Origin of the sequence: Mycolicibacterium houstonense (assembly GCF_900078665.2) — a bacterium.
Classification (GTDB): Bacteria; Actinomycetota; Actinomycetes; order Mycobacteriales; family Mycobacteriaceae; genus Mycobacterium; species Mycobacterium houstonense.
This window is the reverse complement of record NZ_LT546207.1, coordinates 4,674,661-4,688,991: the sequence shown is the minus strand read 5'-3', so window position 1 is coordinate 4,688,991 and position 14,331 is coordinate 4,674,661. Positions and strand designations below refer to the sequence as shown.

Genomic DNA, 14,331 nt, shown 5'->3' with positions numbered 1-14,331 from the left:
AGGCCTTTGGTGAGCGCCGGTGTTGAGGGCTGTTGTTGGGCACCGTCGTCACTCATCGACGAGTCCTTTCATCCCAGTGTGCGGCGGGAGTTGCGGTGGTTACTTGGGTCGACTGTGGTGCTTTTTGCTCTTCTTGTCCTTTTTCGGCTTCTGCTTTTTGCCAGAGTCTTTCTTACCTTGGTCATGGCCACTGTGCGACCCGCGGCCCTGGCCCGAACTCACGCTGCCACGGCCGGCGGGATTGTTGGTCTCGTGTGCGTGCTGGGCGGCGCTGGAACGCTGCTGTTGGGCAGCGTGCTGGGAACGTTCTTGCCCGTCAAGGCGGCGCTGCACCCGCTCCGGTAGCCGCGAAACCTCCGGCTCCTTGCCCAGACTGCGCAGATACCTGCTCGCCGCAGCCTTGAACTTCTTGCTGTCCGGGTGGCCTTCCTCCAGGGCGCGGATATGGTTGCGCTGCAACAAACTCGGCTGCCGTTTCGCATTCGGGTTGAGCGTCTTGTATTTGTCCATGAGCTTCTGTTCGAGGCCGCGTTGAACTGAACGGGTGTCTGTCCGATACACCTGGACACGGTCACCGGGCTCAAGCTTGTAGCCTTTGCCGGAGCCGGCATGCCCATACAGTCGGCTGTCGACATTGCGTGCGCGGCCCACATACACCGGAACCCCGTCCTGGTTGTGGATGACGTACACCCCGCCTTTGGGCTGTTTGGGTGCCGGCGGTGTGGCTTTGGGCGCTGGCATCGGGCAGTTGTGGACAAGCACCGATGCAGTTGGGGTGGTGATGTAGAAGGTGTGGGTGGTCTCGATGGTGAGGTCCCACATGTCGGCGTCACCGGGCACCGGGCTGGTCGTTTTGACCTGCGCGGCAGCACCATTGGGCGTGTACAGGGCGTCGCCGGGGCGCAGGTCTTTCGCGTCAATCCAGCCGGGCCCGTAGGCGTTGGTGGGTGTGGTGCTCGCTGCCAGTGCGGTAGTGGTGCTGTCCGCGCGGGTGGGGCTGTAGAAGGGGTGCCCGCTGGTGGTGTTGATAACTGCCGAGTCACCGGCATTGTTGGTGATGGTCAGGTCGAGCAGGTCGGTGTCGTGATTGACCAGCACCGCCTGCACGGTCTGCGGCCCAGACTGGCCCGAGGCTGGATCGGTGGACCACACCTGGTCCCCGACCCGCAGCTGGCTGATGGGTCGGTTGGTGCCGTCAGCGAGCAATACCAAGGTGTCCGGGGTGAACGATTGTCCCGCGCACGGAACCTCAGTGGGCTTAGCCGCCGGCGGGGCGTTCGGCGCTTTCGGTGAAACCCCCGGTGTCACTGGCGGTTTCGCGGTGCCAGCGGCGGCTGCTACGTCGTCGGCGAGCTGGGCGGGTGGGGTGGGTGCGGTTTTGGCGACGTCGATGACATCGTCGGCGTGTTTGGTCAGTTGTTCGACGGCGAGTTCGGTGCCTTCTTTCACGACCTTTTTGGCTGCGCCTTGCGGGGTGACCATGGACGCCGCACCCAGCACGTTGGAGGCGATACCGAGTGCTTGGTTGTCGGGCAGGGCCGCGGCGGCGATATCCACGCTGGCGCTGGCCAGATTGACCGTGGCTGCGGTGATCATCGCCGCGCTGGCCGGGCCACCGACGCCGGTCAGGGCAAGCGCGACACCGCCGACAAGCATGGCCGATTCCAGCGGGTTTTCCTTCACAAACCCGCCAACGGCTTTTGCGCCCGACGCGGTGGCTGAGGCGACGGTGGAGACCGCTGAGGTTGCGGTGTCGGCGAGTGAGCTGACGGTGTTGGTGAACGAGTCGAGGAACCCTTGGGGCAGCGGAGCGCCGGGGGTGCCGACGTGTAGGGGTGGGTCGACATAGACCGGCCAGGTGGTGTGCGGTTGGGGGTCGATGACTTCGGCCAACGCATAGAGTTGCGGGGCGAGTTGTTTCACCACATACGAACTGGGCACCAACTTGCCGGTGGCGTCGCGGGTTTCGGCCGGGGAGAACATGCCGATGGTCTCGGCGGCCGGGGTGGCCCGGTTGATGGTCAGGTAACCGTTGGTGTGGGCCAGCATCACCGTGTCGGCAGGTGTCCGCACGAAGGTGGTGACCATCCGCGGCCCGGCCGGGTCACTGATCCGGGCGACGGTGCGGGTGCCCGAAGCGGTGTTTTCGGCGAGCATGTCAAAGCCGGCACCGGCATTCGGGTAGATGACCTGTCCGCCGGGGGTGTGCTGAGCGTTCCCGAGTCCGCCGGGCAACACCACCTGGACCGGGCCGGCTGGGGTTTGTGCGCTCAGCCCGGCCACCGGCGCGTCGGGCAATCCGGTGCGGCGCTGCTCAGTGGTCAGGGCCGGATCAGAGCCGACCGCCGATTCGGTGAACGCAGCGGTCGCGGCGTCGGCGAACCCTTGGGCTGCCGACACTGTTCGTGCCGCCTGGTCGGATCGTTGTGACGGTGCCGGTGTGATCAAGTGCAGCCCGCTGACGGTGATCGCCACCGCGCACACCGCCGCTAGCCAGCGGGCCGGCCACCGCGACCAGATACTTTGCTGACTGTCGTGCAGAAAGTTTCCTTCATCCGGCGTACAGCCTCGATCCCCCGGCATGCGATCCCCCGATCAGCCCGCGTTCGTAACCATGATCAGTTACGTGTCTGTTGATGGCACGGACTGTAAGCGATGCTCTCTTGCGCGTCAACTTACTGCATGAATGACGACCATTCAGGTGCAAGAACGCCCAGCACCTTTCCGAACTAGCAAACTCTTTACGCAGTGAGCTTGACCTGCCGCCGATCACACCACCCCGCCATTCACCCACAGTTGCCACGTTTGGCCCTTAGATGTTGCTCCCGGTGGTGGCGCCCCGTAATCTAAATCGGTGGGAGTGGTTGAGTCGGCGGCGCGGTTGTTCGAGCAGTTATCGGCAGCGGGTTACGAGTTCACCCGGTATCTTCGTCCGGGCCTTTCGACAGAACGGATGGATGATCTGCTCGGCCGGGCCGGTCTGCCCAGCCACCATCGGATGTTCGCCAGTTCTACGGGGCGTTCGACTTGGTCCCGGGATACCAGTACGAGCTCGACCAGCCGTCGTTCTACGGACAACACGTACCTCTACTACCGGGCCGCCATGTATCACCACACCGGCTCCCTACCTGGGCTGGCGTTTAGCAGCGAAGAGAGGCACTACTCATGTCATCGCCACCCGAAGCGGCCGATACCCCGCAGGAGCACGCGGTTCTCCTGGAATGGGCAGATGGCCAACCACCACTGGAGTTCATCTTCGCGGTTGAAGACCGCCTCGAAGCTGTCATCGACACCCAACCTGGACTCGGCGAGGTCGACGGTAACGAGGTGGGGAGCGGAACAGCCGTGATCTATCTGTATGGCCCAGACTGCGAAACTCTATGGGGTGCGATCGAATCCGTGGTTCGTGAGCTGAGCCCCACACCGACGTCGGTAATCATTCGTCCCGGTGGGCCGGACACACCGGCCCGCGAGATCACCCTGAGATCCTCATGAACAACGGAACTCAGATAGTCCTCGTGGGAGCTGCTCAACGGCGGCAGTTGTCAGCAGCGGGAGACACCCGGAATGCCGGGCAACGAACTCCTCGCTCAGGCAACCATGATCCCGGACCATCACCAGATCTACTTTTCCGCTGGGCAGATCCGTTAAGTGGCAGGCAGTTTCATGCCGGAAGGTCGAGGCTGATCAGTCGGTGTCGTAGTACCACCAGCGCGGTAGCACTTCGGGGCCGATCCCCAGACCACGGCCCCGTTCAGGCTCGGGCATCCCGGCCGGCACGTAGAGCAGGCCGTCCCAGCTGTTGTCGAACTTGATCAGCACGGTTCCGGTGGTGTTCGTGTGCACGGTGGCGGGATAGGTGCCGATCCAGCGGTGCTGGGTCTGGCCGCGCGCCGGCGGATGATCCGCCAAAGCGAGTACTTCGGAACGGGCATGCGCCCACCGCGCCTTCTGCACCACGCCCGTGCCGATCAGAAGCATCGACAGGGCAATCACCGCGGCGATCGCAGCGACCGGGACCACCACTCTTCGCCGCCGGGCAGCGGACACCCCGAAGTAGACAGCACCGACCAGCAATAGCAGTGGCCCGACGACGAACGCGGGGAAGATCCAGCCCATGCGCTCGAACGGACCGGCGCACCACACCAGAGTCCAGCACAGGTACCCCGCTGCTGCGACGAACACGATGTCGATGCCGCGCAGGAGCCAGGAGAAGGCGGACGGGGGCGGCTCACTCACAGGTCAAAAGTCCTCGATCACGTTCCACCACGGCCCCCCGATGTGACGCACGGAATCCAGGTCGGGGTGCTCACCGTGGGACTGGGGCGTGGACCCGTCGGGCGCGTACACGAAGTAGTGGATATCCAGGAAGCCGCCTGAGTTCCAGACCAGGAATCGAACAGTTCCGCCTCGCACCTCTGGCGACACGTCGAATGTCCCGGCCCGGAGACGCTCGAGCGGGGGAAGCCGTCCCGCGAGCGCATCAGCGGCGGCATGTTCCAGCGCGGGTCGCGCGTGTGCCCAGCGCACGTGAAAAGGCACGTCGCACCGCACCAGCGTCAGAGTGAGAATCCCGATGGCGGGTACGACGAGATAACGGTAGTCCCAGCGGCGGTGCCGCATCGCCATGATCACGCGCGCCATCCAGGTGAGGGCGACGATTCCGACACAGCCGAGCAGAGCCAGCGCAGTCAGTATGAACACGCCGGGAGCGCTGGCCGCGTGCAGGATTGCCGCAGCCACGAGCCCGGTGAAAGCGGCGAGGGGCCATCCGGGTGGGCGTCGCCACCAGGGCAACGTGGGCTCAGGTAATTCGGGATCCATTGCCATGTCAGATCTCTCGCTGTGGTCGGGGCGCCCACACCCGGCTCCACGCCTCGCGGATCGCGACTCCGAGTAGCACCAGCACGAACACCACGGTGAGATCCATCCCGCTCCGGTAGTGGAGCGCGGTGACGATGACGCCAGCACCTGCGATCGGCGCGAGAATCGTTGCGACTCCGGCAGGCCAGCGACCCACCGCGACAGCGTCGACCACCGCGGCGATCACGGTCGCGGCCAAGGCAGCTGCGGCGATGGATAGCACTGCGTTCACGCTGTAGAAGAAGTCGAGCATCGGCGATGAGGTCCGGTCGGTGAGCGGCTCATACGCCGTCCAGCCGAAGTCGCTGTGGCCCAAGCCGACTCCGAAGATGGACTCGCTGCGGTAATCGGCGTAGCGGCGGGGGAATCCGAAGGAGTTTGTCTCCGCCACGAGCCCGCCGACCACAAACGCCCACCACGCCGAGTCGCCAACCATGCGAGCGACTTTCGCAGTGACGAATCGTCTCCCGGGGAGCTCGACGTGGCTCACCCGAACACCGGCACGCCGTTCGGCCCGATCTGTGGCGGGGGCATGAAGCACGGTGGGATGCCCGGCGCGTACGGCGGCACGCACGGCTGCGGAAAGCACGGCTGGCCATTCCAGTAAGACGGCTGGTTCGGCGGGCACACCGTCATCGGCTCGGCGCCGGCCGGGGCTGCAGCGGAGAGACTGGTGGCCGCGGTCAGCACAGCGGCAACGACAGCCGTGCACCAATTTGCCAGAAAGGCGAGAGACAACTTAAACGACGACGTCGGACGCATGCTGATGCATCATAGCGGGTAACTGTTCAGTGTCGGCGGGCTCAGCGGCAATCAGATCGCGTCGCCGGACCCTTGGTGACCGATACACATCCCGGGCTATCGAGGTACAGCCGGCGCCGGGGTGCGGCTGCTGTCGGCTGAATGGCGGGCTACCGTGTGCAGTCTTCGAGCAGCCTCTTGTCTGCAGCAATGAGTTGGTATGCGATGTCCCGGTAGAGGTCTTGGGGTGCGACGGTCCCCCCGGTGTTCCCTGGTGTTCGTGTCTGCTCCACTATCCTGACGGCATCGGTTGACAGGGCGGCGATCTGGCGCAACTGGGATTCGACGACGGGTTCGCCGACCTGCTCGGTGTAACCCTGTAGCCGCTGTGACCAGGCACGGTATTCAGCCAGTTCCGGCCCGCCTATCGCGATGCCGTTCGGGTCGAGCAACTCCCAGTGCTCAGCGATGTCGCGAACCGCGGACTTGGCGGTACGGCAGCTGTGGTCGCCGGCGATGGTGACGAACGTTGCCGCCACGCCAGTCACGATGCCCACCAGCGCAGCCGTGCCGACACGAACCCGAATTTCGCGCTTTCTTGAGACGGGGGCCGCCGGGCTAAGGGCGAGAGCCGCTGAAACGCCGGGATGGGCATCGGCGGCGGCCCGCAACGCTGCCACGTGCTGTCGGCGGCGGTGCCGCGACAGTTTGGGCCCCAGCAACGCGGCCACCATCGTGCACGACACGATCAGATACAGCACGCCGGCACGGGGGTTGTGATCGAGAAACTGGGTAATGGGGAGCAGTACCGCCCCTATCGCGATCAACCCCCAGGCAACTCGCTGCACCGTCGGGGACACCCGATCGTGATAGGTGCCGACGAGATCATTGACACGCACGGCTCCAGCCAGGACGGCTGGGTCTGTGGGGATGGGCCCACGACGCCGTGCGCGAGCCACTGCTCGGAGTTGAAGCTTGCTCAACCCGTCGAGTGCAGCCTTGTAGGACGTGGCGAAGGGTTGATGTGCCAGCACGCACGCCGCCCCGGCGGCGAGGCCGAGCACGAGGAGACTGAGAACGGTCACCCAGGCTGGCCACGGAGTCCACCAATGCGGGCGTGGCAGCAACAGGGCCCAGTAGTACAACCCCAAGAACAACGTCAACCACAGCGACATGGCCAGCCAACGCACCCACCATCGCGCCGTGTTGTACCAGACCCACATTCAGTGACAACCTCCCCCGAAACGACTCAGTCCCAGACCTGGCTTAGCCGAGTCACGGACAAGGAACCACACGAAATGGAACCCTGTCAAGATCACTTTGTTTGCTGGCGGGTAGACAAAGTCGTTTGATCGGTAGATGCGGTGGCACAGTGATGAGCGAATGATATTGAACTACATGGCATTACAAGAGCACGCCGGTGCCGATAGCAGATACTCCGTGTCGACTACGGAGCTAGCTGTCGACGGCCATCAGCCGCGTGTTTCACGAGGGCGGGCCGAGTGCCGTTGGCGCCCCCAGATCCCGGCATCGACTGGCATGTGGTCGCCGGTACCGCTCTAGTGTTCGGTTAGCCGCCCGCGGCGGCCAGCCTGGCCCGTTCCCGCATCGACGCGACGACACCGCCGTCGTTGAGGATGTCCGTGCCGGTGAGGTAGCCCGCCCGTTCGCTCGCGCAGTAGGCCAGCAGATCGGCCATCTCCTCGGGCTTGCCCCAGCGCGGTACGGCGGCGTCGGCGACCATCGCGCCCGCCCCGGCCTGCTCCTCCAACCGGCCCATCTCGGTGTCGATGGAGCCCGGGGAGACCGAGACGATCCGCACGCCGCGGCCGTTGAACCGCTCGGCCTGCGACGAGCTGTACCACTTCACGAACGCCTTGCTGATCGCGTAGGCGAAACCCGACCTCATCTCTTCGGGTGCTACGTCACAGGCCGCGAGCATCTCGGCGAGAAAACGGTCCTGGTTCTGCAGCGCCAGCGGAAAGTGCTGCGCCGGAATGACTTCCTCCGGCAGGAGGTGAGCCGCCATCGAGGCCACGTTGACGATCGCGGACCCCTCGCCCGCGGTCGAGAAGAAGGCCTCGTTCACGTGCAGCGTGCCGAGCGCGTTGGTTCGCATGACGTACTCGGCGTCGCCCATGCTGGGACTGACCCCGGCGGTGTGAATGACCGCACGGACGGTTCCGATACCGGATGCCGTCTCCAGCATCCGGTCGACCGCGGTCCGGTCGGTGACGTCGGCGTTCACGATCGTCGCCGCGGTGCCCTGCCCGGCCAGGGCAGCTGCCGCGGCATCGAGACGGTCCTGCCGGACGTCACACAACACCACGGCATGCTCTCGGCCGACGACCTTGGCCGTGGCCAGCCCCATGCCACCCGCGCCGCCTGTGATCACCGTCACCTGTGTCATGGCAAGCACGGTATACCGCGGATTCACCCGCCGGTGCCTGGGGTGCCGTGCAGGTGCTCAGCGGTTACCCGAAGGGCCAATCTGACCAGCCCGCTGTGCAACTGGGCGGACCGGCATATAACCGAGTAGTGATCACAAACGGCACACCGGTGGCGGACCGCGCGCCATGACGTGCCCGTTCTGCGGTTCCGACCTGGATGCGGCGGGCAACTGCGCCCGCTGCGGGCGGGTGCACGACGAGGTGTCGACCGGGTGGCGTCCCGACCCGACGGCGCGGCACGAGGGCCGCTACTTCGTGACCGGGCATCCGACGAACCGGGTCCGCGACGGCCGGGCCACGTCGAACGACCCGGTCGGCGGACGGACCCTGCCGGATTACCTGGAGCTGCCCAAACCGGGTATCCGGTCGACCTGGCTGGCCACCGGTGCCGCCACGATCATCATCGTGATGACGGCCGCGGTGGTGTGGGTGCTGCTGGTGGCGAGCCGCAGGACACCGCCACCACCGGAAACCGGGTACCTCGCCGCACTCCGGGACGCCGGGCTCAGTGACCAGTTCAACTCCGACGCCAACGCCGTCGCCCACGGCCGCCAGGTGTGCCGCCAACTCGAAGACGGTGAGCCGCAGCAGGGGTCACCGGCCGACAAGATCGCGGTCGACACCTTCTGCCCGCATTTCTCCCAGGGTTTCCATATTCTCGAAACCATCACGGTAACCGGGACTTTCGTGCTCCACGACAATATCGGCATGGGCGGTATCGCCTCGGATGGAACCGCGTGCCAGGGTGCGAACGGCTACGACGACGTCAACGCAGGCACCGCGGTCACCGTCAAGAACGGCAAGGCCGAGATCCTGGCCGCCACCACGCTCGGACCCGGCACGAGCGGTACCAGCAACTGCACCTTCACCTTCACGGTGCCACTCACCGAAGGTCAGGACCGCTACGTCCTGTCTGTCGGACGTCGTGGCGAATTCAGCTACACGTTCGAACAGCTTGTGGCCAAAGGAATTCAGATCACACTCGGTCAGTGACGTTTGCGAAAATCGCACCGGGAAGCACAGTTGCACCGCCGGCCGGTTCAGCCATATCACGACGGACGGTTCCGATCGGAAACGATGCGGTCACGAGTCCGGCGCACTCACGTGTCGACCCCGCATCCATCTGAGAACTTCCGTGGACTTCGGGCCCGGGCGGCTCTACCGTTTCGCTCTGACAATCCTCTTAGTTCTCATTTCCAGGCACAATCAAAGGAGTCGGTCGGGGATGACCACCTTTGCTCGAACCAAGGTCAAAACTGTTGTCAGCGCAGGCTTGTGCNCCGCCCCGGTGGCAGTCGCCGCGGGCGCTCCGAGCGGAAAGGGCGTGCCGACCACCTCCCCCGGAGGCGGACCGGTGGCGGGCACCCCGACCCTGCCCGGACCCGGGTAGCCCCGTTCGGCACATCGCGTCAGAAAAGGCGCCTGGCTTTGCCGGCCAGGCGCCTTTCTCATGTCTTGACTTGCCGTAGAGCGGAGTTCGTCACTCCTGCACGATCACCGGGTCTCCGACGCTGACGGTGTTGAAGTACCACTCGGCGGCCGCCGGGATCAGGCTGATGCAGCCATGGCTCGTGTTCTCCAGCCCCATCGACGGCACGGCCCACGGCGCCGAGTGCACGAAGATCCCGCGGTGGGTGATGCGGACGGCGTAATCCACCTCCAGCAGGTAACCGTCCGCGGCATCGACGGGAATGCCGACGCTGCTCGAATCCATGGTGACCGTGCGCTCTTTCGCCAGGACGGTGTAGGTGCCGACGGGCGTCGGGTACTCCGGGCGTCCCATCGAGGCCAGCAACACCCCCTCCTCGCCGGCGTGCGGCAGGTGGTGCGGCGCCGGCAGCGGAACCGGCGGTTCCTCACCGATCCCGTCGATGGTCACGGTGAAGGTGTGATCGGAGATGTCGGCGACACCGATTACCGCTGGCCCCGTTTGGAATTGCGTCCGCATCCCGCCCACCGACAGCATCACGGTGCTGTGCGCCGGCCAGAACTCGGCGGGCGTCCACTGCACCACCTTGGTGTCGAGCCACTCGAACGTGCCCTGACGGGCCGGAGTCGACTTCAGTCCAAGGGCACGTTCGACCGCCGACCGGTTGGTGACCGGGTTCTTGAACGTCACCACCACGGGGTGTCCCACCCCGACGGGCGCGCCATCGGTCGGTGCGACCGATTCGATTTCGGACGTCAGCGGCTGGCTGACCGCCGCCGTGTCGATGCTGTCGGTATCACCCCAGTAGTAGGTCATGGCGACCACGACCAACACGACAACGCCTTGCACCACCGCGCGCATCAATTCGATTCCTCTGCGAGGTCCCCATGATCTTGAACGTTGTCATGGTATGGGCCGACAGGTGCGCGAATGTGTAGTCACACGTTGACAATTCGGTCAAGCGTTCGTCACGTTTCGGCCACGGCAGGCCGCAGGCAAACGTGGTAAACGAGACGGCGCTCAGTCTTCGGCGGCGCCGCGGCGCACGGCATTCATCTTGAGCACCCTGGCGCAGGAAAGCGGGGTCACCCGGTTGCTGGTCCGCAGTCCCGGCTGGATCGAGCGCAGAGAATCGGCGTCGTGCTCGTCGCCATCGCTGTCGAACCGGTAAGAGGACGGGTGCCTGCGCATGGCGGCGGCGAGCTCACGGGAGTAGCGCTGCGACGAACACCAGAGCGGGTGTGTCGCCAGCTCGATGACCGTCGAGCCGGCAGCTTCTGTCGCCATGTTCAATGACCTCCAGCGGAGCTTCACGGCACTTCTATTCAGTGCCAAGCGTGCTCGGCCAAGCTGTGACGACGCATCGAGTTGGCCGTGGACTTATTAAGGATCCCTCTTAGGCGCCTTTTACACATCGAAAGTCCCGCGACAGAGACGCAATTCACACTCCAGGATTTGACATCGATCGTCGCGCTCCGCTGCGCTCAGGACGCTGATCGCTCGATCAAGATCATCGCCGGCGCGGGTGCCAGCAACCTCGATTCGGCCAGGGCGCCCAAATGCCGTCAAACTGGGCCGTGACAATCGCAGCATCTTCTTACATTGTGTGGAAACGCGCACGTAGGGCGGCTGCATAAATTAAGGAAGAGCGCCAGCGAACGCGCCGCCTTTCGCCCCGTCGATGCGGAATTGTTACCTATCATTTACCCTGTCCCGTGGCCGAGTTCTCCCTGCCTGAACGTCAATTAACTCGGCGAAGGGTGGTACGGCCGTGGATGCACATGATCCGAGCGTCGGTGAGCATGCGCGTCCGACCGTGTCTCGGGCCGCGATCGAAGGCTGGCCGCTGCGCTGGAAAGTCGCAGCGACCTTGGTCTTGCCGATCCTGCTGGCGGCCACATTCGGCGCGGTCCGGATCTATAACGAACTGTCCGCCGCGTCGCGGCTGAACGTCGCGTCGGACAACGCCGTGATCGTGGTGCCCGCGGTGGAGCTGGTCGACCGGCTCGACGGCCTGGCATACGCCGCGGCCTCAGGTGCGCCGTCCGAGGAAGCCCGCGCCCAGTTCGACGAGAGTGCCGCGGCCCTGGCCGCACTGGTCACCTCGGTCGAGTTCGATCCCGCCGTCGCCGCGCAGCTGACCGGCGCGACCTCGACGGCCAAGACCCTGCGCGACGACATCAACTCCGGGCCGATCCCGCAACGGTTGATCGCCGAGCGCGTGCAGGACGTGGCCACAGGGGTGATCTCGGCGATCGCGGCGACCACCGCCAGCGTCGACGACCGCACCGTGCGCCCGATCGCGGACCAGCTGCTCAACGGTCTCGCCGCCCAACGCGCGCTGACCACGCAACGGATCCTGATCGCGGCGCCCGACTTCGTCGATTCGGACCAACTGCGCACCGAGGCCGCGGATGCGGCCGGCGCCGAGGCGGCGGCGATCGACCGGCTCGGCCAGCCGACCCCGACGGATGAGTCCACGGCGTTGCGCAAGGAATCGGACGTCCGTCGCGACACCTATACCCAACCCCTCAGCGAGGGCGTGCACGCACCGGCGTTCAGCGGCGCGATGCAGGCAAGTGTCGAGCAGTACCGGGCGATGACCGAACGACTGGCATCCGACCTCGACGGCACGCTGCATCAGCGAGCCAACGCGCTGCGGTCCGACGCGCTGCGCGACACCGCGATCATCCTCGGTGCGGTGCTCGCCGCCCTGGTGTTCGCCCTGGCCGTCGGCCGCTCGCTGATCCGGTCTATCGGCCGGCTGCGCCGCGGGGCCCTGCACGTCGCGCAGGTCGAGCTGCCCGAGGAGATCGAGCGACTCAGTAAGGGCGGCGGTGTTCCGGACATCACCGCGCTGCCGGTGCGCACCAAGGAAGAGGTGGGCCAGCTCGCGCGCGCGATCGACGACATCCACGCCCAGGCCGTCCGGCTGGCCGGCGAGCACGGTGTCCGCCTGCAGATCGGCGACATGTTCGAAACCTTGTCACGCCGAAGCCGGTCGCTGGTGGAAGAGCAGCTGGCCCTGATCGAGACTCTCGAGCTCGACGAGGAAGACCCGGTGCGGCTGGATCACCTGTTCCGGCTCGATCACCTCGCCACCCGCATGCGCCGCAACGGCGACAACCTGCTGGTGCTCGCCGACACGGTGGAGCGTCACCGAGCGTCGGCACCCGTGGCGCTGCCGGACATGCTGCGTGCGGCGATGTCCGAGGTCGAGGAGTACCGCCGCGTGCAGGTCGGCCACCTGGCCGACGTGTCGATCGCGGGCTCGGCGGCCGGCGACATCGGCCACCTGATCGCCGAACTGCTCGACAACGCGCTGCGCTATTCGCCGCCGGAGTCGCCGGTGATGGTGACGGTCGGCCGCGCGGTCGACGCCGGCCTGTTGGTGGAGGTGGCCGACCGTGGGCTTGGCATGTCCAAGGACGACCTGGCCACCGCGAACGAGCGGCTTGCGCTCGGTGGCGAGGTCACCTCCGAGACCGCCAAGCGAATGGGCCTGTTCGTGGTCGGCCGCCTGGCGCGTCGTCACGATGTGACGGTGCGGCTGCGCACCACGTCGGCGCTGACCGAGCGACCCGGTGTGACGGCCAGCGTGCACCTGCCCGGCACGCTCATCGTCCCGAGCGGGATCGACACGTTCGACGATCCGCACGCATTCACCGATTCGCGGCCGCGGGCCGCCGGCACCGGGCGCGGGGCGCACCGCAGCGAACGCCTCAACGGTGCCTCGCCGGCCCACACCAACGGCGCGCAGCTGACGTCGCCCGACGAACCCTCGCGCGAGATGAGCACCCCCGCGCAGGCCACCGTGAACGGGCTGCCGAAACGCTCCCCCGGCGCCAGCGGGGTGAACGGCTTCCCGGCCGCCACTGGCCTGAAAGCCCAGCCCACCGAGGAGCCGGAACGCCAGCAGCGGGGCAACCCGCTGTCGTACTTCACGACCTCGACCGCCGCGCCGGCCGAACCGGCACCACCCGCCGCACCCGAACCGGCACCACCCGCACCCCAGCCGGCTCCGGCCACCGAAGGCATGCGCCTGGACATCGAGTCCGAGAGCGCGCCGATCTTCGAGCGCATGACCTCGGAGTGGCTGATGGACCCGACCGCGCCGGAATCGCGGTCCCGGGTCTGGGCCAGCGCGGCGGACGCGAGCTGGGCCGCGGCTGCGAAGGCCGACGAGCAGGAACCCAAGCGGCACACCGCATCCGGATTGCCGATTCGCGAACGGGGCGCGCGTCTGGTGCCCGATGAGGCAAGATCGGGGTCGCACGCCCGAGCCGACGCGGCCAACGATCCCGCGGCCATCCGAGACATCCTCAGCCGGCAGCTGGCCGGCGTTCGCAGAGGCAGAGCCGAAACCGACGCAGCACACCGCCGAATCGAAGGAGATCGATGAACACCGGCACGCAATCCCAAGGTCGGCCCGCCGGGTCTGCTGCACCGTCCTCAGGAACCCTCGACTGGTTCGTGTCGAACTTCGTCCGCGACGTGCCGGGTGTATCCCATGCGATTCTGGTGTCGGCCGACGGCCTGCTGATGGCGTCCAACTCACACCTGCCGTCGGATCGCGCGGAGCAATTGGCCGCCGTCACCTCCGGCTTGGCCAGCCTGTCGACCGGCGCCGCCCGGCTGTTCGAGGCCGGAAACGTGCGCCAGTCCATCGTCGAGATGGACGACGGTTTCCTGCTGTTGATGGGCGTCGGCAACGGCTCGTATCTGGCCACCCTGGCGTCGATCTCGTGCGATATCGGCCAGGTCGGCTACGAGATGGCGCTGCTCGTCGACCGGGTCGGCAAGACCGTGGAGGCCACCCCGCGGGCCACGCGTGGAGCTCGATGACCC

The 14,331-nt window shown here is 66.2% G+C and carries 12 protein-coding genes; 4 read left to right on the top strand and 8 right to left on the bottom strand.

Annotated elements, in window-relative coordinates:
* Positions 1–99: 99 nt before the first annotated feature.
* On the bottom strand, positions 100–2,475 hold the full coding sequence (locus BN4332_RS34615) for a polymorphic toxin-type HINT domain-containing protein (RefSeq protein ID WP_235654182.1): 2,376 nt from the start codon (positions 2,473–2,475) through the stop codon (positions 100–102).
* Between the two features lie 690 nt (positions 2,476–3,165).
* On the opposite strand from BN4332_RS34615, the gene BN4332_RS33335 reads away from it, so the two are divergent.
* Entirely contained in the window at positions 3,166–3,495 is a 330-nt protein-coding gene (locus BN4332_RS33335; RefSeq protein ID WP_160110917.1) for a hypothetical protein, read from the top strand.
* 192 nt (positions 3,496–3,687) lie between these two features.
* Here the strand turns inward: BN4332_RS33335 and BN4332_RS23475 are convergent, their stop codons facing one another.
* The 5 genes from BN4332_RS23475 to BN4332_RS23455 all read right to left on the bottom strand — a co-directional run bounded on the left by BN4332_RS23475 (position 3,688) and on the right by BN4332_RS23455 (position 8,014).
* Positions 3,688–4,239, bottom strand: a complete 552-nt coding sequence (locus BN4332_RS23475) for a hypothetical protein (RefSeq protein WP_066901897.1) — start codon at positions 4,237–4,239, stop codon at positions 3,688–3,690.
* A 3-nt stretch (positions 4,240–4,242) separates the two neighbouring features.
* On the bottom strand, positions 4,243–4,743 hold the full coding sequence (locus BN4332_RS23470; protein WP_160110916.1) for a hypothetical protein: 501 nt from the start codon (positions 4,741–4,743) through the stop codon (positions 4,243–4,245).
* 88 nt (positions 4,744–4,831) lie between these two features.
* Positions 4,832–5,299, bottom strand: a complete 468-nt coding sequence (locus tag BN4332_RS23465) for a hypothetical protein (protein WP_235654181.1) — start codon at positions 5,297–5,299, stop codon at positions 4,832–4,834.
* Between the two features lie 475 nt (positions 5,300–5,774).
* Complete coding sequence (locus tag BN4332_RS23460) at positions 5,775–6,464, bottom strand: hypothetical protein (RefSeq protein WP_160110915.1); 690 nt, start codon at positions 6,462–6,464, stop codon at positions 5,775–5,777.
* A gap of 710 nt (positions 6,465–7,174) precedes the next feature.
* Positions 7,175–8,014, bottom strand: coding sequence for an SDR family oxidoreductase (locus BN4332_RS23455; protein WP_066901894.1), 840 nt, complete (start codon positions 8,012–8,014; stop codon positions 7,175–7,177).
* Positions 8,015–8,180: 166 nt separating this feature from the next.
* Between BN4332_RS23455 and BN4332_RS23450 the strand changes: the two genes are divergently transcribed.
* Complete coding sequence (locus tag BN4332_RS23450; protein ID WP_066901893.1) at positions 8,181–9,047, top strand: DUF732 domain-containing protein; 867 nt, start codon at positions 8,181–8,183, stop codon at positions 9,045–9,047.
* Between the two features lie 487 nt (positions 9,048–9,534).
* Here BN4332_RS23450 and BN4332_RS23445 read toward each other — a convergent pair whose 3' ends face one another.
* Positions 9,535–10,344, bottom strand: a complete 810-nt coding sequence (locus tag BN4332_RS23445) for a L,D-transpeptidase (RefSeq protein ID WP_084459387.1) — start codon at positions 10,342–10,344, stop codon at positions 9,535–9,537.
* A gap of 159 nt (positions 10,345–10,503) precedes the next feature.
* Positions 10,504–10,770, bottom strand: coding sequence for a hypothetical protein (locus BN4332_RS23440; protein WP_066901891.1), 267 nt, complete (start codon positions 10,768–10,770; stop codon positions 10,504–10,506).
* Positions 10,771–11,254: 484 nt separating this feature from the next.
* On the opposite strand from BN4332_RS23440, the gene BN4332_RS23435 reads away from it, so the two are divergent.
* Both BN4332_RS23435 and BN4332_RS23430 read left to right on the top strand, forming a co-directional pair.
* Positions 11,255–13,885 (top strand): ATP-binding protein, encoded by a 2,631-nt coding sequence (locus BN4332_RS23435; RefSeq protein WP_066901890.1) that lies wholly within the window; start codon positions 11,255–11,257, stop codon positions 13,883–13,885.
* A complete protein-coding gene (locus BN4332_RS23430; RefSeq protein WP_235654180.1) occupies positions 13,882–14,328 on the top strand; it encodes a roadblock/LC7 domain-containing protein in 447 nt (148 codons plus the stop codon). Before BN4332_RS23435 ends, BN4332_RS23430 begins: the two co-directional genes overlap by 4 nt.
* The last annotated feature ends 3 nt before the right edge of the window (positions 14,329–14,331 follow it).